18 protein-coding genes are annotated in these 21,073 nt (G+C 37.9%); 11 read left to right on the top strand and 7 right to left on the bottom strand.

Annotated features, from left to right (window positions below; all coding sequences use genetic code 11):
• Positions 1–27: 27 nt before the first annotated feature.
• A complete protein-coding gene (locus tag RIV7116_RS06925) occupies positions 28–1,101 on the top strand; it encodes an ABC transporter ATP-binding protein (protein ID WP_015117569.1) in 1,074 nt (357 codons plus the stop codon).
• A 158-nt stretch (positions 1,102–1,259) separates the two neighbouring features.
• On the opposite strand, the gene RIV7116_RS06920 is transcribed toward RIV7116_RS06925, so the two are convergent.
• Positions 1,260–2,447 carry a patatin-like phospholipase family protein gene (locus tag RIV7116_RS06920; RefSeq protein WP_015117568.1) on the bottom strand — a complete coding sequence of 396 codons (1,188 nt, stop codon included), beginning with the start codon at positions 2,445–2,447 and terminating at the stop codon, positions 1,260–1,262.
• A gap of 625 nt (positions 2,448–3,072) precedes the next feature.
• Complete coding sequence (locus tag RIV7116_RS06915) at positions 3,073–4,059, bottom strand: DUF6263 family protein (protein WP_015117567.1); 987 nt, start codon at positions 4,057–4,059, stop codon at positions 3,073–3,075.
• A gap of 369 nt (positions 4,060–4,428) precedes the next feature.
• On the opposite strand from RIV7116_RS06915, the gene rbsK reads away from it, so the two are divergent.
• The 3 genes from rbsK (at position 4,429) to RIV7116_RS06900 (ending at position 7,765) form a co-directional block, all read left to right on the top strand.
• Positions 4,429–5,340 (top strand): ribokinase, encoded by a 912-nt coding sequence (rbsK, locus tag RIV7116_RS06910; RefSeq protein ID WP_015117566.1) that lies wholly within the window; start codon positions 4,429–4,431, stop codon positions 5,338–5,340.
• Between the two features lie 242 nt (positions 5,341–5,582).
• The gene (codA, locus tag RIV7116_RS06905; protein ID WP_015117565.1) at positions 5,583–6,896 is read left to right on the top strand and encodes a cytosine deaminase; all 1,314 of its coding nucleotides are present in this window, start codon (positions 5,583–5,585) and stop codon (positions 6,894–6,896) included.
• A 272-nt stretch (positions 6,897–7,168) separates the two neighbouring features.
• Positions 7,169–7,765, top strand: coding sequence for a hypothetical protein (locus RIV7116_RS06900; protein ID WP_015117564.1), 597 nt, complete (start codon positions 7,169–7,171; stop codon positions 7,763–7,765).
• 141 nt (positions 7,766–7,906) lie between these two features.
• Here the strand turns inward: RIV7116_RS06900 and hpxZ are convergent, their stop codons facing one another.
• Entirely contained in the window at positions 7,907–8,290 is a 384-nt protein-coding gene (hpxZ, locus tag RIV7116_RS06895) for an oxalurate catabolism protein HpxZ (RefSeq protein WP_015117563.1), read from the bottom strand.
• Between the two features lie 104 nt (positions 8,291–8,394).
• Between hpxZ and RIV7116_RS06890 the strand changes: the two genes are divergently transcribed.
• The gene (locus RIV7116_RS06890) at positions 8,395–9,318 is read left to right on the top strand and encodes a nucleoside hydrolase (protein ID WP_015117562.1); all 924 of its coding nucleotides are present in this window, start codon (positions 8,395–8,397) and stop codon (positions 9,316–9,318) included.
• 399 nt (positions 9,319–9,717) lie between these two features.
• Here RIV7116_RS06890 and RIV7116_RS06885 read toward each other — a convergent pair whose 3' ends face one another.
• Positions 9,718–10,266 (bottom strand): NUDIX hydrolase, encoded by a 549-nt coding sequence (locus tag RIV7116_RS06885; protein WP_015117561.1) that lies wholly within the window; start codon positions 10,264–10,266, stop codon positions 9,718–9,720.
• Positions 10,267–10,506: 240 nt separating this feature from the next.
• Between RIV7116_RS06885 and RIV7116_RS06880 the strand changes: the two genes are divergently transcribed.
• The 4 genes from RIV7116_RS06880 (at position 10,507) to RIV7116_RS06865 (ending at position 15,833) form a co-directional block, all read left to right on the top strand.
• On the top strand, positions 10,507–11,559 hold the full coding sequence (locus RIV7116_RS06880; RefSeq protein ID WP_044291570.1) for a dipeptide epimerase: 1,053 nt from the start codon (positions 10,507–10,509) through the stop codon (positions 11,557–11,559).
• Positions 11,543–12,583 (top strand): DUF1611 domain-containing protein, encoded by a 1,041-nt coding sequence (locus tag RIV7116_RS06875; protein ID WP_015117559.1) that lies wholly within the window; start codon positions 11,543–11,545, stop codon positions 12,581–12,583. The genes RIV7116_RS06880 and RIV7116_RS06875 overlap by 17 nt, the downstream gene beginning before the upstream one ends.
• Before the next feature lie 638 nt (positions 12,584–13,221).
• Entirely contained in the window at positions 13,222–13,884 is a 663-nt protein-coding gene (locus RIV7116_RS06870) for a conjugal transfer protein TrbI (RefSeq protein WP_015117558.1), read from the top strand.
• 701 nt (positions 13,885–14,585) lie between these two features.
• Complete coding sequence (locus tag RIV7116_RS06865; RefSeq protein ID WP_015117557.1) at positions 14,586–15,833, top strand: S-layer homology domain-containing protein; 1,248 nt, start codon at positions 14,586–14,588, stop codon at positions 15,831–15,833.
• An 87-nt stretch (positions 15,834–15,920) separates the two neighbouring features.
• Here RIV7116_RS06865 and RIV7116_RS06860 read toward each other — a convergent pair whose 3' ends face one another.
• Positions 15,921–17,234 carry a sensor histidine kinase KdpD gene (locus RIV7116_RS06860; protein WP_015117556.1) on the bottom strand — a complete coding sequence of 438 codons (1,314 nt, stop codon included), beginning with the start codon at positions 17,232–17,234 and terminating at the stop codon, positions 15,921–15,923.
• Positions 17,235–17,514: 280 nt separating this feature from the next.
• Between RIV7116_RS06860 and RIV7116_RS06855 the strand changes: the two genes are divergently transcribed.
• Entirely contained in the window at positions 17,515–17,835 is a 321-nt protein-coding gene (locus tag RIV7116_RS06855) for a DUF3155 domain-containing protein (RefSeq protein ID WP_015117555.1), read from the top strand.
• A gap of 897 nt (positions 17,836–18,732) precedes the next feature.
• Here the strand turns inward: RIV7116_RS06855 and RIV7116_RS06850 are convergent.
• On the bottom strand, positions 18,733–19,254 hold the full coding sequence (locus RIV7116_RS06850; RefSeq protein ID WP_015117554.1) for a cofactor assembly of complex C subunit B: 522 nt from the start codon (positions 19,252–19,254) through the stop codon (positions 18,733–18,735).
• A 69-nt stretch (positions 19,255–19,323) separates the two neighbouring features.
• A complete protein-coding gene (locus RIV7116_RS06845; protein ID WP_015117553.1) occupies positions 19,324–19,671 on the bottom strand; it encodes a PadR family transcriptional regulator in 348 nt (115 codons plus the stop codon).
• Between the two features lie 573 nt (positions 19,672–20,244).
• Between RIV7116_RS06845 and RIV7116_RS06840 the strand changes: the two genes are divergently transcribed.
• Positions 20,245–20,811 (top strand): DUF3611 family protein, encoded by a 567-nt coding sequence (locus RIV7116_RS06840; RefSeq protein WP_044291569.1) that lies wholly within the window; start codon positions 20,245–20,247, stop codon positions 20,809–20,811.
• Positions 20,812–21,073: the final 262 nt, after the last annotated feature.

The following is a 21,073-nucleotide window of genomic DNA, read 5'->3' as shown; positions in this document are numbered from 1 at the left end:
ATGCCCAATTCCCAACTCAATTAAAACATGGCCATACTTCAACTTAAAAACTTAAACAAAACCTTTTCTCCAAAAGTTATTCCGGTTAAGGATATTAGCTTATCAGTGGATGATAGCGAATTTCTGACGTTATTAGGACCAAGCGGTTGCGGTAAATCTACAACCTTAAGAATGATTGCGGGTTTAGAAGAAGTTACCAAAGGAAAAATATTTTTGGGTAAGGAAGATATCACCCATAAACGCGCAGGCGATCGCAACATGGCGATGGTGTTCCAAAGTTACGCTTTATACCCCCATATGACAGTACAGGAAAATCTGGCTTCGGGATTAAAGTTGAAAAAAGTACCCATTGGAGAAATTCAATCCCGAGTTACAGAAGTGGCAGCGCTTCTGGGTTTAGAGGAGTTATTTCAACGCAAACCAGGACAACTTTCTGGGGGGCAAAGACAGCGTGTTGCAGTGGGTAGAGCTTTGGTACGTAAAGCTGAAGCTTATTTATTAGATGAACCTTTGAGTAACCTTGATGCACTATTGCGCGAAAGAGTGCGAGCCGATATCAAGCAGATATTCGCAGCACAAAAAGCGCCGGTAGTTTATGTTACCCACGACCAAACCGAAGCGATGACGCTTTCTTCTAAAGTCGCTGTACTAAATAACGGTTACGTACAGCAACTTGCACCGCCAGCAGATATTTATAATCATCCTGCTAATTTATTTGTAGCTGGTTTTGTGGGCAGCCCTCAGATGAATTTGCTTACCTTACCCTGTAAAGGAAACAGCGCCATGCTGGGAGATTTTTCCGTTACTTTTCCAAAATTTTCCACTTCACCACCGCAAATTGTTTTAGGTATTCGTCCCGAACACGTTCGCGTTGCGTTACCAGAAGATACGCAAATCGTGAAAGGAAGAGTTTATCTGGTAGAAAATTTAGGAATGTACAAATTAGTCAGCGTACATGTTGCTAGTTCTCAAACAGAATCACCGACTATACGTGCTTTATTGCCTCCAGACCAAAATTGGGATAACGAAGAAATTACCCTTGCTCTACCTCCAGAGAATATTCACTGGTTTGATGTTGAGTCAGGGGATGCTTTACGGTGAACAGTGAGCAGGGAACAGTGAACAGTGAACAATGAGCAGTGAGCAGATTTTGATAATTCCTTTTTTCTCACCCCTCTTCCCCTGAAACCCAACTCCTAAAAATGCCCCATGCCCCATGCCCTATGCCCTATGCCCCATGCCCAATTACCAATTACCAATTACCCATTACCAGTTCGCAAAAACTTATCCAACTTCGCTTTAACTTCTGGTAGATTCATATAGGCATCTGCGGCTTCTATTAAATTATTGATATTTTCTTCAGTTGCATCGTCTAAATCATCGCTTAAACGTTTACCAGTTAAATGCTTATCAAGCTTAAATTGTAAGCGTACAATTTGTTCGTGAACTATTTGCTTGCTGATGTACTCGTAAACATCGGAAGAAGCATCAAACAATACGCCAACAATTGGACGTGCCCATTCAAATAAACCCCAAGTTTGTGCTTTTTCAAAAGGGATAATTCGAGTTCTATCTCCAGTGCCTATGGAAAGTACGCTAATATCTTTGGGTGAATAACCGCAGCGTAATGCTTCAGCAATACCGCAACTAGAAGGATTATTGGCAGCGACTCCACCATCAATTGCGGAATATATAGTTTTAATTGAATAAGTAGATGATTTATCGGGAATTCTATCCCAAGCAGGGTTTACGGTTGCTTTTCTAATAGTGCCAATATAATTTTTAATAGTCCGAGTTTGTCCGCTACCTCTACCGTCGGTAATTCTAATTTCAGCATTTTCATATACAGCATCTACGGTAGATTCTTTATCGCTAAAAATAATAGTATTTATACTCGCGTCTTTAACGTTGCCAATAACTCTTTTATCTAATTTATGTGCGGGGAAATAAGTGGGAGCCGACGCGGATGAAACACATACTTCCCATAGAGGAACGTTACCATATGGTTTGTCAGGTCGCCAGCTTTTAAAAATAATCGGATTGCGTTCAATAGTGTCGTAGGATACTACTAATAATCTTGGAGAAGTTGCAATATCAAACAGTCTTGTTTCTCCAAAAACGCCTTGTAAAACTTGAATTAAATTATTATCGGAATATTTTGGAGCAGATATACCGTATTTTAATAGTAGAGGAATTCTTTTTGCAGAAAAAAGGCTTTGATAGGGAAAAATACTTGAGCTTTTATTCTGAAAAAAATCGACGATATCTTCACAATTACGTCCCGTTGCGATGCCAGCCGCGACAATAGAACCTGTAGAAGTTCCTACAATTAAATCAAAGTACTGGTTTAAAGGACAATTAATTTGCTTTTCGATATTTGCCAACATTTTTGCTGCAACAATTCCCCTAACCCCTCCACCATCTAGACTTAATATGCGAAAAGGCATTTTTGTAGTTCTCCCTGTATATTAATTTGTATTGATCGGAAAGTTGATATATACCTATTTGCCGAATTATATTATTAAGAATATTATTAGTTGCTGCAATAATAAAAGATACAAAATGTGGAATTAATTGTTATAAATATTGAAACGCGGTTTTAATTGATAAATTTTATTTTAGTTCTTTTTAGCTATTTTATTCTAACGCAGCTATTTTAGACCGATATCAGGGTATTTATTTAAGACGCTTTGAATGAATAGTTAATTTATCAGCTAAAACTCACATATTTTTTTCAGTGATGCTTGATAAATATTCAATAAATATTTTGCTAATTATTAGAGGTTTATTTAAGCGATAAAAATATATAAATTCAGAAAATTATTGTAGGATAATTATATTTTTATCAAGATTCATAATTTAGTGAATAAAATTATCGAGCGCGTCGTCTTTTATAAAAATATCATTTACAGCCGTTTTTATAGGTTGTATTAGGGAGGAAAAATAACAGGTAGAGGGGTTAGAAAATACTTTAATTACTATATACCCTTCAGAATTAATGTTAAGGCAAAAAAAAGACGCTGCACTGCAACGTCTCTATATTTATATCAAAAATACCCAATCAACAATTATCTATTTACCCTGAATATTCAAATCCACTTTTAATGTAGAAATCAAAGGTGTTTCTTCCAAAGTATTGATATTTTTACCGATATATTTACTGTCAGCAAGTAAGGAAAGTTGAGAACTAATTGGCATTACTTTATCGAGGTCAATTGTAGCTTTCCCTTGGGCTTTACCTCTAAAAGTTTGTAGAGTCAAAATACCGTCTAAAGGTAATCCAGGATAATCAATTACTTGAGTAGATTTTTCTTGTTGCTGCAAATTAACGTTTAAACTAGCAACACCATCTTTAATATTTACTAATTCATAAGTAGTAGTTTGATTCAGATTAATTCCGTTGATACTAGTATCGGAAAGAACCTGCCATTTTGCACCAGTTCCTACAGCTTCTTCTGGAAGCGGAGAAGATAATTGTTGTAAAGAATTAGCTAACTGTTCTACAAGAAATTTGATATTTACATCTACTGTTTTAGGAATTGCGTAATTAAGTTTTTTCGTTCTTCCTTGATTATCAATTACAGCAGAAGCGCTAAAATTTTCTAATTGTCCTATTTGTTTGCTAATAACTCGGATTAGTTCCGGACGAGTTTGAGCATCACCTTTAATTTTGACATTAGAATAAGCAATATCGTAAGAAATGTCTCCATTAGAATCTACTTTAGTAACGGTAGAATCTAAAGTAATCAGATAAGCTGGTAACTTTGCTCTGGGCATTTTAAAGTCACCAATAGACATCAAAGTGTCCTTATTCAAAGTGACATTTATAGTTTGCTTGGTACCAACCTTTGGTGTAAAACGTAATTCTTCTTTATTACCAGTTCCCGTACTAATAACTTTTAATTGAGGTACTTTCGCAGCTTGAGTTTTAGTAGCTTGCTTTTGAGTTTGAATAACTACAGAAGAAGCAGTTTGTGCATTGACGCTTCTTAAATTTTGCTCCAATCCCCATCCAGCAAAAACTAGAAAAATTGAACTAGCTAAGAATATTTTTTTCATGTGTTTAATCTATGATTACAATTTGAAGTATTAAGGGTAAGGTACGGGAAATTGAAGACGAAACGATTAACTATTCTACCTTTAGATAGCGAAAAAACTAGATAAATAATTACAATCAGTTGTAGCAGACTTAAAAGATGATAGACTGATGGATTGCAGAGCGTAGAATCTCGTTTTATTGACAATAGCTGATATTCTAAAGTTCCCAAGTTTTGGAATCGGGAAATGGGGAAGGAAGAGGGGGAAACAGTGAACAGTGAACAGTGAGCAGTGAGTAGTTAAGAGTTAACTAATTACCAATTACCAATTACCAATTACCAATTACCAATTACCAAATACCTATTACCAATTACCCACTCGAAAATCGTCATGTCTATTATCGTCTTTGGTAGCATTAATATAGATTTGGTAGCAACAGCACCCCGTTTACCGACTGCTGGAGAAACGCTGTTAGGGCACGATTTTTTTCAAGCACCGGGCGGTAAAGGTGCTAATCAAGCAGTTGCGATCGCAAAGTTAGGCATTCCTACCGAAATTATTGGACGTGTCGGCAAAAAAAGTTTTAGCGAGGAACTTATTAATTATCTACAAGCTGCCGGTGTCAAAACAGATAATGTGTTTGTCGATGAAACAGCAAGCTCTGGTGTAGCAATTATTAATGTAGATGATGCCGGTGAAAATCAAATCGTAGTTATTCCCGGTGCTAATGAGCGGGTAAATTTAGAAGATGTCGAAAGATTATCGCAGCTATTACCGGGGAAAAAAGCACTTCTATTACAATTAGAAATTCCGATATCTTCTGTTATTGCAGCAGCCAAGGAAGCAAAAAAAGCCGGAGTTAAGGTAATTCTCGATCCAGCACCAGCACAAAAAGAGTTACCAGAAGAACTTTACCCCTTAGTAGATATCCTGACACCGAATGAAGTTGAAGCCGCTCAACTAGTAGGTTTTCCGGTAAATGGAGAAGATTCAGCCAAAAAAGCAGCAGAAGTTTTATTGCAAAAAGGCGTGAAATGTGCAGTTGTAAAACTCGGTGCCAAAGGCGTTTATTGCTCTACAGCAGCAGAAAGCTTCTTCACACCAGCTTTTTCCGTAAAAACAGTTGACACCACAGCCGCCGGAGACGCTTTCAACGGAGGATTAGCCGCAGCAATTTCCCAAGGATTTTCCTTACGTAAAGCCATCGTTTGGGGTAGTGCGGCAGGTGCCTTAGCTGCAACCAAATCCGGCGCACAGCCTTCCCTACCAGATAGGGAAACTTTTGATAAATTTTTACAATAAAATCTTAATAGGTAATTGGTAATAGGTAATTGGTAATTATTCTATGAAAAGTTCTTTTGATAAAATTAGCCCTACATCTTTTGGGAATTGATGCTGCTGTTGCCGAATCTCTACTTGCTGATTCATCCGTCTTCGCTCTTACCCTTGAAGATATTTAATAGTTATTTTTTTCTCCCCCCTCTCCCTCCCTTTTCTCCCCCATCTCCCACATATAATATTGAATAAAAAACTAATAAAAAACCATGACTGATTTAATCCTACGTCAGGGTAGAGTAGTTTCATTTAATACTGAAGAAAGCGAAACTGTAGATATTGCGATTAAAGATGGTCAAATTACCGCAATTTCGCCTAATTTAACGGAATCTGCGGCTCAAGAAATTGATTTATCAGGAAAATTAATTTCTCCTCCTTTCGTTGAATCGCATATTCATTTAGATTCGGTTTTAACTGCGGGAGAACCCCGTTGGAACGAGAGTGGGACACTGTTTGAAGGAATTCAGATTTGGGGCGATCGCAAGCGGCAAATCACTATCGAAGATGTGAAAAACCGCGCTCTCACAATGTTGAAAGAGCAAGCGGCTCAAGGTATATTATTTGTCAGAACTCACGCAGATGTCAGCGAACCAAATTTAATTGCGCTACAGGCTTTATTGGAATTACGGGATGAAGTCAAAGATTGGATGACGGTGCAGGTAGTTGCATTTCCCCAAGATGGGATTTATTCGCATCAAAAAAATGAGGTTTTACTGGAAAAAGCTTTAGAAATGGGTGCGGATGCGGTAGGAGGAATCCCCCATTATGAATTAACCAGGGAAGATGGTGTTCGCTCGATACAAAGAATATTTGAATTAGCAGAAAAATATAATCGTTTAATTGATATCCATTGCGACGAAATTGATGACGAGCAATCGCGGTTTTTAGAAGTTGTTACGGCTGAGGCTATTCGTCAAAAAAATGGTAGTAGAGTTACAGCCAGCCATACAACTGCTTTTGGCTCTTATAATAATGCCTATGCGTTTAAATTGATGGGTTTTCTACAACGCGCCCAAATTAATTTTATCGCCAATCCGTTGATTAATATTACCTTACAAGGACGTGCGGATACTTATCCCAAGCGCCGGGGAGTCACCCGCGTTAAGGAGCTATGGCAAAATGATTTGAATATCAGTTTTGGTCACGACTGCGTTCAAGACCCCTGGTATAGTTTAGGTACGGGAAGTATGTTAGATGTGGCTCATATGGGAGTACATATTTGTCACATGACTGGGCGCGATGAAGTTAATGCTTGTTATCGAATGGTTACAGGCAATGGAGCTAAGACATTAAATCTAGAAAATAAATACGGTATTGAAGTTGGTAAACCTGCATCTTTAATTGTTTTAGACGCAAAGGATTACTATGATGCTGTTCGTACTCGCATTCAACCACGCTACGTGATTTCCCAAGGAAAAATTATTGCTTCAACTACACCAGCAGCCACTAATTTTTCATTAACAGGAGTAACACAAAATGCCCCTGTACTAGAAAAATCTGTTTCGTTATCTAAAGTGTTGTAGGTTTACTATTCTTCTTAGCTTCATTCGTTATGAATCAAAATATGTTCGCAGTAGCGCTGTACTCGCTTCCGATAAGAGGCGCTCAAGCGCAACTACAAACCATAAAACAAGATAATCTATAGACTTTTATCTATGATTACAGTAAGAATAATCAAGGTTATGATGGTCAACTTGATGAAATAATTATTCTTGTTTTAACTCGTTTTAATTTCTCAAAGTTGTATGTAGCTTTGAAAAATTTTCTTTCAAAAAAAATAATTCAACAAAAGAGCATGAAATTATTGAAATTGGTAGCATTGACATCGGTATTGGTTTCGGCAAGTATTTTTGCTGCCTCTTGCAATGAGAATGCATCTTCAGCAAATAATGTGGATTCAGAAGCTTCAAATAATTCAAATAATTGTATTACCAAAAAAGATGTTACAGATGCTCAAGAAACTTGGGGTAATGCGATTGTTGAAATTGGTAAAGCATATAAAAATAAAGGAGACTATGAAACCGTAGCAGCAAATACTGTTGACAACTTATACGGTTATGACGAAGGTACAGTTTTATTTAAACCCACAAAAGCTTCAGAAGGACAATTTCGTTTAACAGAAGAAGATGCTGTATCTTACTTCGTCAAAGGTAAAATTGCTGAAGACAGTGGTTTTGCACTTCAACCTTGGAGTAAAGTCAGATTTGAAAACGCCGGAGTCAGCCTTGGTTGTAGTGATGCCGTAGCTATGGGAAATTACTATTTTACCGATGCGAATACTGGTAAAGAAACGAAAGTTGAATATACCTTTGGTTATCGCAGAAACAAAGATGGCAAGCTGCTGATTGACTTACATCATTCTTCTTTACCATTCAATCCTGCTGAACAATAGTTTTGTAGAGATTACACGGAGTTGTTAGAAACCCAGTTAGTAGGTTGTGTTAGACAAAATATAGATTATTCTTCAAAAACTATAGTTGTTAGTGCGTCTAAATCAACCTACTCCTACTTTCTATGCCCAATGCTCAATACCCTACAAAAAAGAAACATGAGCAGAAACAACTTTCCAACCTTCTGAAAAACGCTGCCACATTTGACTTTGCCTACCAAAACGCTCTTCACCATTCACCAAACGACGAAATTCCAGAGTGACTGCTGCACTATCTTCACCAAAAGTAACCACCTTTAAATTAATGATTTCTCGTTCTAATTTAAAACCAGGGCGTGAATTGCGAAAAGCTCGAATATCTTCAGCACCATATTGATTTTCATTTAATCCAAATCTAACCACATCCGCAGAATCCCAGAAGAATCCATCCAGCACATCTGTATTGTTACTACATAAAGCCGCTTCATACTTCATATACAATTTTGTTAATTCAGCAACTAAAGCAGGCTCGTTAACGGTATTACCCATAATTTCCTCAATAATTTTTAGTACAGAATACATCTTACGTGATACAAATTAAAAGGTTCTCAACGACTTACATATAGCCCTGCTTTTGGGTTGAGGGAATCCGAATGTCTAAACAACTGGTATTGATGGATCATGATGGCGGTGTGGATGATTATTTGGCAACTATGTTGCTGATGACTATGGATAATGTCCAACCCCTGGGAGTAGTAGTAACTGCGGCTGATTGCTACGCACAACCAGCAGTCAATGCTACTCGAAAAATTCTGGACTTAATGGGATTTTCAGATATTCCGGTGGCAGAAAGTAAAGTACGCGGTGTTAATCCTTTTCCCAACCTTTACCGTCGCGATTCTTTTGTAGTCGATCATTTCCCCATACTTAATCAACAAGAAACCATCACCACACCCTTGGTTACGGAGGCTGGAGAATATTTTACGGTAAAAGTACTCGAATCAGCTTCCGAACCCGTAACAATTATGGCAACCGGTCCTTTGAGTAATATTGCAACCGCGTTACAAAAAGCACCACATATAGAAAAAAATATCAAACGCATTGTATGGATGGGAGGAGCGTTAAACGTTCCCGGTAACGTCGAGAAAAACTGGGAACCAGGACAAGATGGTTCCGCAGAGTGGAATGCTTACTGGGACCCGATTTCAGTCGCACGGATATGGGATAGCCAAATAGAAATTATTATGTGTCCTTTAGATATTACTAATAACGTTCCGGTAACATCAGAAATTGTGCAAAAAATGGGTAAACAAAGAAACTATCCAGTATCAGATTTAGCCGGACAATGTTATGCCTTAGTCATTCCTCAAGATTATTATTTTTGGGATGTATTAGCAACAGCTTATTTAGCAAAACCAGAGTTTTTTGAATTAAAACAAATAGAAACAGAAATAATTACCGATGGCAAAAGTCAAGGAAGAACAAAAATTGTTTCTGGAGGAAGAAAAGTTTCTGTAATGGATAAAGTAGATAAGGAAGCTTTTTACAACTATATTTTGCAACAGTGGCGAGTATAGTAAAATTTTGGTTTAATATTTACGTTGGCAAGTTAAAAAATAGCTAATTTATCCCGTCTTTGTATAGTGCAAATACGGGAATTATTTAAGTAGTTAAACATAATTAATTACACATTGTTATTGCGAGTTAAACGAAGTGAAACGAAGCAACCGCAAGAGCTGAGATTGCCTCGCTTCGCTCGCAATGACGGTAAATATTTTTGTTCACTTACTTGTACTAATTTTTATTTAAAAATCTGTATTTACTCAACTCTAAAAAGCTATGACAATATTGAAAACTGACTCCGTTGTATGGACATCCTTCTCCTTATTAACGAGAGGAGAAGGGGTGAGGTTAAATGAGATTATTTTTGTATTAAATTCCAAGCAAAAGTGCTATATTTACCAGCACTTTTTTTGCTATTTAATGAACTTTAATCCTAGAAATAAAGCTGCAACAGTACCAGCTACGCAAATTTCGCCTTTAACTATTTTTTCTAAGATTTTATCTACAGGAATTAATATTACTTCTATTTCTTCTGTAATATCTAGCTTCCTTTTTCCTATTTTTGTAACGTTCTCTGCAATAAACAAATGTAATTGATTGGTATCTTTACTGGGTTTATCATAAAAAGTTACTATCTTCTTAACAGATGAAGCAACATAACCAGTTTCCTCTTCAAGCTCCCTTAGAGCAGCAAATTCACCGCTTTCTTGTTCTGGATTAAAACCACCGGCAGGAAGTTCAATAAAAAAATCACTTATTGCATGTCTATACTGCTTCACAAAAACAACTTCTTGATTGATGGTAATTGGTAAAATAATCGCGACATCTGGTCGAACATATACAAAATAATCATCAACGACTTCTCCATTAGGTAATTCTATTTTATCTCGCCTGACTTTACACCAAGGATGGTTTAATGCCATTTCTGATTGCAAAATATTCCACTTCTCTAAGCTAGCCATAATAGGTTCGGGTTTAAAGGACAAAGATATATTTTAGAAAAGATTGATCTGACACATTTAAGAACAATTAAATCATTAATCTTATCCTGCTACCGATTATTTTTTGCATATTTATTATATTCAACAAATATTGCATTGAAATATTATTCTTTATAATACAAATCATATTCATAATAAACTAAAAATTGGAGTATTAAAATCAATACCCCATGCCCTATGCCCCATGCCCAATTTACCATTATGCAAATCGAACTAGAATTATTTACAGTTAACAAACGCTTTCCTTTAACAATAAGTCGCGGTACCACTGCAACAACAACAAATGTATGGGTAAAAATATCAGAAGATGGTATCGAAGGTTGGGGAGAAGCATCACCATTCAGCATCGGCAATTATCCCCAATCTACCGAGGTTATTCAACAATCTATACTGCAAATTGCCCCTAGTTTACAAGAAAAGCATCCGCTACAGCGTCAGCAAGTCGAACAACTTTTAGTTAAAGCACAAATCCCTTCTGCTGCTAAAGCCGCCATCGATACAGCCTTACACGATTGGATGGGAAAACGTGCGGGTTTACCTTTATGGCAAATTTGGGGACTTGATAGAAGCGCTATCAAGCCGGTTTCCGTAACTATCGGCATTAGTTCTCCCGAAGCTGCCAGAAACAGGGTAAGAGATTGGCTGCAATTTATGGATGTAAAAATGTTAAAAGTAAAGCTAGGCAGCCCTGACGGTATTGAAGCAGACAAACAAATGCTTGATGCTGTACGTCAAGAAGCTCCCATCCCGGATTTGTATGTAGATGCAAACGGTGGCTGGAATTTAGAAGATGCCCGAAAGATATGCTTTACACTTGCGGATATAGGTGTAAAGTATGTTGAGCAGCCTTTAGCAAGAGGACAAGAGCAAAGTTTGATTGAACTTAAAAAGTCATCTCCTCTACCTATTTTTGTTGATGAAAGCTGCTTTACTAGTGCCGATATTCCTCGTCTTGCAAAATGCGCTGATGGTGTTAATATCAAGCTGATGAAATCGGGAGGGTTAACCGAGGCAATGCGGATGATACATACAGCCCGCGCTTACGGTTTACAGGTAATGTTTGGTTGCTATTCTGATAGCGCGATCGCAAATACCGCTCTCGCACAATTGTCACCATTAGCCGATTATTTAGACTTAGATAGCCACCTGAATTTAATTAACGATCCCTTTACGGGTGCATTTATTCAGGAAGGAAAAATTTTACCAAATAATTTACCAGGGTTGGGAGTAAAACGGAGTGCGTTTGCCGCTTAATCAAAAAATTGCGATTTTATTACATGAGGGAATTCGCGGAACTCATGGTAAAACTGGGTTGTCTTTATTACGCTATAGTGATGCGCCAATAGTTGTTGCTATAGATCGGGACTCTTCGGGAGAGTCTTTAGAGGAATTAACGGGTATTAAACGTGATGTGCCAATTGCTGCCTCTGTAAAAGATGCGCTGCAATTTAAACCCCAGGTTTTAGTAATTGGCATTGCTCCCAAAGGTGGCAGTTTACCGGATGATTACTGGCACGAAATTAAAGATGCCTTGGTGGGGGGAATGTCAATCATGAATGGTTTGCATACTCCTTTGGGTAAAAGTCCTGAATTGAAGACGCTGCTGAAACCGGGGCAGTTAATTTGGGATGTTCGCAAAGAGCCATCTAATATAGGTGTATGTAGACTGGCAGCCAGAAACCTATCCTGCAAGCGGGTTCTAACTGTAGGAACCGATATGGCAGTTGGTAAAATGTCCGCCAGTTTAGAGTTAAATCGTTCGTCTCGATTGCGTGGTTTGCGTACCAAGTTCATCGCAACAGGGCAAACAGGTTTGATGTTAGAAGGTGATGGCGTGGCTTTAGATTCAGTGCGAGTCGATTTTGCCGCGGGTGCAGTAGAACAAGTTGTCATGCGCTACGGTAAAAATTACGATATCTTACACATTGAAGGGCAAGGTTCTTTACTACATCCAAGCTCTACAGCAACATTACCCTTGATACGCGGCTCTCAACCGACTCAAATGATTTTGGCACATCGTTTAGGACAAAATCAAGTCGTTGAAGGAGTGCCAATTCCGCCTTTAGCAGAAGTGATTAAACTATATGAAATGGTTGCTAGTGCTGCTGGTGCTTTCGCGCCGGTACCTGTAGTTGGAATTGCTTTAAATACCCGTAACTTTGATGATGATCGGGCAAAAAAAGCAATTTCACTCATAGAATCAGAAACCGGATTACCCTGTACTGATGCAATCAGATTTGGTGGGGATAAGCTATTGGATGCTGTAATCAGCAGCTGAAAAATATTCTTATCGTAACTATAAATCTAAAAAAATAGTTTTTTCAATTATTTCGGTGGTGCAATAGAAACTGCTGTGGGTTGACATGCTGGTTATTTAGATAGGGCTTGCTGAATAAAATTATTAGCTTTACCACGTAAGGGTTTTAAGGCTTTTTCTCTGTTTCAAGTGCTGCCCTTATGATACCTGCTGGCTTAACGTCTTTGCACTTTTAGTCAACTTGTGAGGAAATACAATCTTGTTTCCCCCTGCCCTTGTCAAAAAAAACTTTTTCAGCAAACCCTAGATATTGAACCCTTTTTTTGGTGAAGCTTGTCATAAAAGGCGATCGCCTTTCATTCGGCTGGAATCTATTTTTCAAAACACTAGGTTTTTTAATAGCAAAAAAATAAAAAAGACTACATAAAAATATAGGAACAATGTCAAAAATATAGCGTCAGCAAAAGACTTAATATTATAAATTCTACCTGTTGAAATATTCTTGTGGAATCTCAACAATGATTTTGCAAAATTCTCAATACCCCATGCCCAATCCGTAATGCCCTAGCCCCAACTTAATATTTTTTAGAAACAATTTAGAAACAAAATTATTATCTTCGCGTCATAACATAAAGTCTCAAGACTAAAGGAATTCTCTTATGACTGGCTTTCATCGTTGGAAATCTGGAACCGCTGCATTTTTGGCATTAAGCATTACAACTGCTGCGGCTGCACCTATCTTGATATCAACCCCTGCTACCGCACAAGCTATTTTTGGACAATCAAGAAGGGTTTCTATTCCTGAAGGTGTGACACTTCCTGTTACTTTTGACAAAGAAAAAGTTGTTGTTACACCTGATGAAACTTCTGATTTAACTTTAACAGTTGCCAGAAATATTATTGATAGCGAGCGTAACATATTAATCCCTCGTGGTAGCGAACTTGTAGGCAGATTAGAACCAGCAACTTTCAACGGTGAAAAAGGTTCTCAATTTGTTGCTAGAGAGTTAGTTTTCCCCGACGGTAACAAGCAGAATATCGATGCAACTTCTGCGGTAGTTACTAATAAAGAAACAATCAAAAGAGGTGCTAGTACGGGTAGAGTTTTAACAGATGCTGCTTATGGTACTGCTGCTGCAACTGTAATTTCATTGATAACCGGAAATAACAAAATCGAAACCCTAGAGCCTCTAGCTGGTGCTGCTGCGGGTGCTATAGCAAGTATTCTACTAAATCGCAAACAAGTAGAGGTTGTAGTTATCAACCCTCAAAACGACTTAGATGTCACCTTGCGTTCTAATTTATTACTATCTCGCTTTTAGGAATAATTTAGCAGCACATTTATAATTTCATCTTTATTAAACGCCATCGTCACTTCAAAGGCTTAAGTGTACGGTGGCTTGTTTTTTGGCATCAGGTTGTGGTGATTGATAATTAAGCATTAGGCATTGCATAAACTCCCAAGACTGCTCTAGCTTCCCAAGACTAGATTGTCCTCAAAATATAAAATTTAAGTATTCCTGATATTCAAATTGATTGACTGTATAAAAACATGTAGAGGGGCTAAAAATGAACTTTATTGAGCAATTAACTAAGTTTATTCTGGTTTATATACTATTAGTCACAAGCAATAAAACTGTAAATTAGTTGCTCAAATCATTTTCAGTACGACCTTAGTACGTTCCGTAAAAATAACACATTGCTTAACATCTTTATAAAATCTTTAGCTATATCTGACAGGATATTGGCGCTATACCGATACTGAAGCTATATTAATTATTTTAAAACTAATATGTGAAAATATACGGAACCTTTTTTCGCAACGGAGCAACTATTATATTAACCGAGCGTCTAAATTAATCGAATATGAATAGTCTATATATAGGAAGTTTTATTGCTTAGATTAATTCTCATGAATATGTCTACAACAGACGTTAAAAAATCATATTACTCGGAACATTTATTCTGAGATATTGTCAAATTGTTTAACAGAAATAAACGAAATTGTTGGGGAGAAAAATCAATGTCTAATCTAAATCGTTGGAAATCAAAATGTGCTGCATTTATGGCTTTAGGTGTTACAACAGCTGCTGTTGCACCTTTAGTTGCACCCGCACCTTCATTTGCTCAAACTACTTTCTATGATGTTTCATCTAACTATTGGGCAGCACCTTTCATTCAGGAATTAGCCCAAAGAGGAGTTATTGCTGGATTCCCTGATGGTAGCTTCCGTCCAGATGCACCGGTAACGCGCTCTCAATTTGCGGCTATGATTCGCAAAGCTTTCAACAAGAGCCAAGAGAGACAGCCAATTAACTTTGTTGACGTTTCATCTAACTATTGGGCTTACAGTGCAATTCAAGAAGCTTACAGCACTGGTTTCTTGTCTGGATATCCTGGAAGAGTTTTCCGCCCTACTCAAAATATTCCTCGCGAGCAGGTTTTGGTGTCTCTTTCCAACGGTTTAGATTATGTTGCCAGCGGTAACGTTCAAAGCACTTTGGGATATTACAACGATAGCTATAACATCTCTAATTATGCTCGTAGCCCTATCGCCGCAGCTACAGAGAAGCGATTAGTTGTTAACTATCCCAATACAAAATTCCTCAGCCCTAAAGGAACTGCAACCCGCGCAGATGTGGCAGCTTATATTTACCAAGCTTTAGTTAGCACCAATCAAGCTAACGCTATTAGCTCTCCTTACATCGTAGCTATCGGTAATACTAATCCTGGTGGTGGTTCAATCGTGACTATTCCCGAAGGAACCGTTCTTCCAGTTAAATACGATAAAGCAGAAAAAATTATGGTTACAAAGGACGAAACAGCGCCTTTGACTTTAACCATCTCGCAAAACGTAATTACCGACACCGGAAGTTTAGTTATTCCGGCAGGCTCTCGTGTTGTAGGTAAAATTCAACCGGCAAACGGTGGTTCCCAGTTCGTAGCTCAAAAACTAATTACCACAACCGGACAGGAATATAACATTAACGCTAGTTCTGGAATAATTACTAAGACTGAAACCGTTAAAAAAGGTACTAGCACTAAAGGTATTATCAAAAATACCGCTTTAGGTGCTGGTGCTGCTGCTGCTGTCGCTGCTGTAACTGGCGATCGTGCTGTCGCAACTGAAGAGGTTCTAGGTGGTGCAGCCATCGGTGCAATAACTGGTATATTCTTCAATAAGAAGAGTGTAGACTTGATTGTTATCGACCCCGATACCGATTTAGAAATGACCATCGGTAGAAGTTTCGAGGTTTCATATCGCCGTTAAAAGAGAGATGGGGAGATTGGCAACAGAGGAAGAATTCTTAACTCCTAACTTATTAACCTTTGACATTTAACCTCTAACCTTTGACCCTTATTTCGCTTCTGGTAAACGAACGATAAAAGTAGTTCCAGAAGCATCCGATGATTTATTAATAGCAAAACGAGTCGCAGGGCTGAAAACTTCCATTTCACCCTGCATTTGTTCTATCAACTGTTTAGCTATAGCTAATCCCAATCCGGAGCCGGGAATTTCAGTTTCAGCCTGTACTCCCCGATAGCCCCTTTCTCCAAGATGGTCTAAATCTTTTTTTGGAATTCCCGGACCGTTATCGCTAATAGCAATTCCTGAAAAATTAGCTTTATCTTTTATCGATTCAATTAAAATTTTACCACCTGCGGGAGTGTATTTCAAAGCATTATCTACGATATTACTTAACACCTCTCGTAATGCTTGAGAATTACCTCGCACCAAAAATACAGTATTATCAATTTCAGTGATTAGTTTTAAAGAACGCTCTTGAGCTATCGCCTTAGCAGATATTAATAGCGGCTGCAAAACCTCATTCAAATCAAATTCAAAAATTTCTTGTTCCGCCCCATTTAATAACAGTAGAGGCTTATTTTCTTCTACAGTTGCTTCTACTTCAACCTGATTTTTTGGCAGTAATTTAGCTGGAAGTAAATCCTCCGGAGTCAAGTCGATTGCTTCATCAAATTTTTGTAGCAATTCTTTGAGCCTATCGCTTTCTCTCACTATAGACAAAGCCACTTCACTATTGGCATCTTTCGGCAGCAATCGCTTCGTCAACAGCTTTCCAAAAGTTCGCAAAGCCGTTAAAGGGTTGCGAAATTGATGCAACAAATTATCCATCAAATCTAACTGTTTTTCTTGCATGATTTGATGTTGATGTAGCTGAGAAGCCAGCCAAGCACGCCTGCGATCCATAATGCAAGCAATTGCTAAACTTTGAGCTACATTTTCAATTTGAGTCCGTTCGCTTTCCTTCCAGGCACGGTCTTCTCTACCCGTTACCAATAAACCCATCATTACATCTTCGTGAACCAAAGGTAAAACAATTTGGTCGCTGCCCATCAAATATTCTTGATGGTTTTCCTGCTCTTGATTTGCCCGCGTTTGATTAGATTGCGAACCACTTAATTCGGAGGACGGATTCAACAAATAACGATTTACAGATGGTAAAGCTATTTGATGTTCGAGTCCTACCACCCCAGTTTCTGGATAAACCGCAACGGGGATTAACTCGGCTTCCCCTTCATGTGGTGAAACCTCTGCCAATTCTTGCGTCAAATATACGACGCTTAAAGATGCTCCTAACCCTGTCGCTAGCAACGTCAATTGTTCTCGGCACAGAGCAACAAACTCTGAACTAGCAGAAACGATCATAAGCAGATTCTTCAGGCTCGTTACTTTACAAAAACTGCGATTGAAAACCAATCGAAGATTAATATTACCCTTTTAATAAAGCTTAACTAATTCTGACTCGTAATAAATGCATCGACAAGCATTATCTTACTCAATATTTTCATTTTTTTTACATACGAATAATTACTTTTTGATTCGGGTTAGTTGAAACCCATTGATTTTTTTTAGTAAAACTTTTATAATTAGCTCGGATTTTGTAGCTATAACTACAATCCGGAGCTAACAACAGGAGGGAAAAAGTTTGGCAAGGAGAAGGAAGCGCAAAAGCCGTCGTCGTCAGGAAGGACGACGTATTTTAGAACACGTGCCTCAATATAGCATCGAAAGTGGTGAGGATAAACCTGTGACGGCAGCAAGAAAGTTTATTCAAGCTGAAGGTATTCTTCCACCTGCTTTATTGCTAGTAAAGCGTAACGAACATACAACAGACCGTTATTTTTGGGCTGAAAAAGGTCTGTTTGGCGCTCAGTACGTTGAGGAAAATCACTTTCTGTTTCCTAGTTTAAGAACAATGGAACCATCTTCTATTCCTGAAGTATTAGCCGTTGCAGCTGCTCGATAAACGAGCAAGAGCAGATTAATTGTCTTAAGCTTTGAGTGTGGCTTGTGACAATCATCTATTAACTGGCAAAATGATGCATTTTTTTTAAATGTTTATGTTTTTTTAAGTTTTGAAATTATTTGCCAGTACAATTTAGTTCAAAAAAACTGCAGGTCGTGGTTATTTCCATATTACTTTTTTGGAATTTTGTATGGTTAAGCAGTGAGTGTGAGGATAAATTATTTTTAGAGACAAGCAATTTAGGGTTTAAAGATTCAGTAAGGCTATACAAATAATCAGGATTTCCGTCTCTATGACCGCGCCAGTTGTTGTAGAGGCGGTTAAAAGACTATTAGTTAAGCCGTTCTGTACGAGGCTAGTTGCCAACATAATTCACCTCGTCTTGACCTTTACCCTAGAATATTTCGTCTCAGAGTAAAGGCTTTTTGGTTAGTTCCTTGATGGGGTAATAAGCCACATGCAAAGGTGTTTAAAAACTAGCTATATTAATCCTTTGCATAATTTTCTTGACCCAATTTTTACATATGATTCAAGACTGTGCATAGTCTTCTGACAAAATTTTTTTCGCTCGATGCTAATCTTTTTTCGGAAAGCTAGATTTATTTCCGATTGGAAATAGCAAAGCTTAGCCCGAAACAGGTAGTTAGGTGATTTCAAGCTGTTTTCTTAAGGACTGATTGCAATTCTTACTTTACTTTATTCAAGAAAGAAGGTAGCTTATGAGGCAAATGATTTAAACCTCTTTGCTTAAATAATCTTGATTTCTAAGAACTGCATCTCAAGATTATAGAAAAATCAAAAAATAGCATGTTCAGAGCTTTTTATTAGCGCCCATTTCAGTCAAGGCAATAAAAATTATGCCTTGAAAGAAATGTTCGTATGTTTAAAAGCAATAATCTATGCTCTTTTTAGCTGTAGTGCCTCTTCTAAGGAGATAATTTCATCTCTGTGAGCAGTTACAGTAATTTTGGCATTTTCTTCGCTGTCGTTACCTTCAACCGTCAGCGATACATTTTCTATCCTTCCAGCCTTATTCCAATAAAAAATGCCGCCTACAGGGGATAGTAAGACTATCCCGTAAAGCAGAAGGCTTTGGCTGGAAAAAAGCAAAGATAAAACTAAAGATAGGCTCATAAAACCAACAGCGGCAAGAATAGTCAAAAATATGGCTAAAAACCAACTGGGTTTTACAAAGCCAGTCATAGTTACTTTATTTTGTTGCGGATCTATCGCTGCCACTCGATAAGATCGCGCTCGAAAATACTCCTTTAATTGAGGCATTAAAGAGGCTTCCGGGAGTTGGGATACCAGTCGTGCTGTTTCTATTCGGTCTTTAGTAGAAGCCCTAATAAAGAAAATTAATCCGACCGACATTAATAAAGTTAGCAACAACGTGGATGGCAGAATAGCAGTATCCATAACGATTTTGTACTTCGGTAATTAGAGGAAACAATTACCATTATTATTGGCTAAATTGTCCTCTTCACACTAAATTGTTCTCCGCTTAATGTATTCATGCCAAAGACGAGCTAGATCTTGGGCTTGAGTTTGCCATTCAGGGGAAACTTGGTACATCCGTCGGGGACGACCGCGTCCTTCAAGCTTCTTCCAATAACCAGTAATTGCTTTCTGGTCTTCAAGAAACTTTATCGCACTGTATAGCACGGTATCCGAAAGTCGATAAGTTGGATATTCAGTCTCCAGCTTTTGGATTAACTCGGTGCCGTAAGATTCCCCTTGTTGCAAAACAGACAAGATATAACAAACAGCTAGTTCCTGACAGAGGTAGGTTGGCGGAGGATTTTCAAAGAATTGATATATATCCTCAAGTTTCATGGTTAGTGAATGGCTAAAAAAATGCCTTAATGTTGAGTCTGTAATTTCTATAGAGAGTATATAGTGCTACTCCAGATATTGTAAGTATATAACGCTACTTAGGCTGATTTGCCTGCATTATAAACACTACATTAAAGCACACGATTGTTACTCGCGGTACTGGCACACTAAAATGAGGTGCAGATTTGCCGCACCCCTACTCAAACTCGAAAAGTAGTGTTGTGAGGAGTTGCTTAACAGCGATAAGAATCGCTATCAATGTGTCAAGTGATGCCGAACAGCTAAGAACTGCTTAAGCATAAAATGGCACTTAAGCAATTTTAAAGGCAAATTGCGAATTTTTTGTAAAACTTAACAAATACTTTTTTTACGAAGATTATCCCGTAAGTAATTTAACTTATACTCAATCCGTGAAATCAGTTGTTTCCGGGTAACAGTTTACAGAATCGCACGCAGATTGTAAAAGTAACGTAAAGAATTTATATACTTACAGTGAAATTAATGCTTGTCACTGGTAAATGTAGTTGGTGCAATAATTTTGTAAGCGTAGCGCAAGCACAAATATTTATACATATGTCAGAACAGTTCGACAATCCGTCAACATCATCCAAAATCCGTTCTATCGGACAGATTTTTCGTATTACAGGTTGGATTAGTTTTGTATTGCAACTGGTGCTGGGTGTTGTCTCTAGTTTACTGTTATTAGTTTTTTCAATTCGCCCACCAGGCAGTCCCTCAAGCAGTGCTGAAACTGGCTTTGGGGTATTTTTAGCCGTCTGCGGGATAGTAGCTTTAGGAATAAGTATTTATTTAGCATTTCGCTGTAAAAATATTGGTAGACAACTGCAATCTACCAACCCGAGTAACCGTCCTCGCAAAGTAGAGACGGTAAAGACTTTACAGTTAGCTTTAACGGTAAATTTAGTCGGAATGCTGTTGACGTTACTAGGAGCGCAAGCCATTGTGGGTTCTTTGGTATTCAAAGCTGCGCGTCAAGTTGGTGTCGTCTCTTTTTCGAGCGCTAATACATTTATTACAGCTCAAGATATGTTTGTAGTCCAGGCAAATGCGAATACAATTACGGCCCATTTTGTAGGGCTAGCAGCGTCGATATGGTTGTTAAATCGTATCACCAAGTGAGTGTGAAGGCGATACGATTTGCAGGCTAACAAAGGAAGCAAGAAGATTGGAGGAAGGAAACTTCTTGCTCACTGTTTCTTTTGTTCCCCATCTTTATCCGGAAATTTCTGGTGTGTTTTTTTTATAAATCTTCGTAAAATAAAAATCAGAACCTATTACAAGACTGGGTTTACCTGTTTAGTCAGGTCTTATTGTTTTATTTGGGCGCTTGGGTGAAATCAAGCATAAAAGGTCGAATGAGACAGCATAGTGCTGTAGCCGA

It is taken from the genome of Rivularia sp. PCC 7116, from assembly GCF_000316665.1.
Classification (GTDB): Bacteria; Cyanobacteriota; Cyanobacteriia; order Cyanobacteriales; family Nostocaceae; genus Rivularia.
This window is presented reverse-complemented; position numbering and strand designations above follow the sequence as displayed.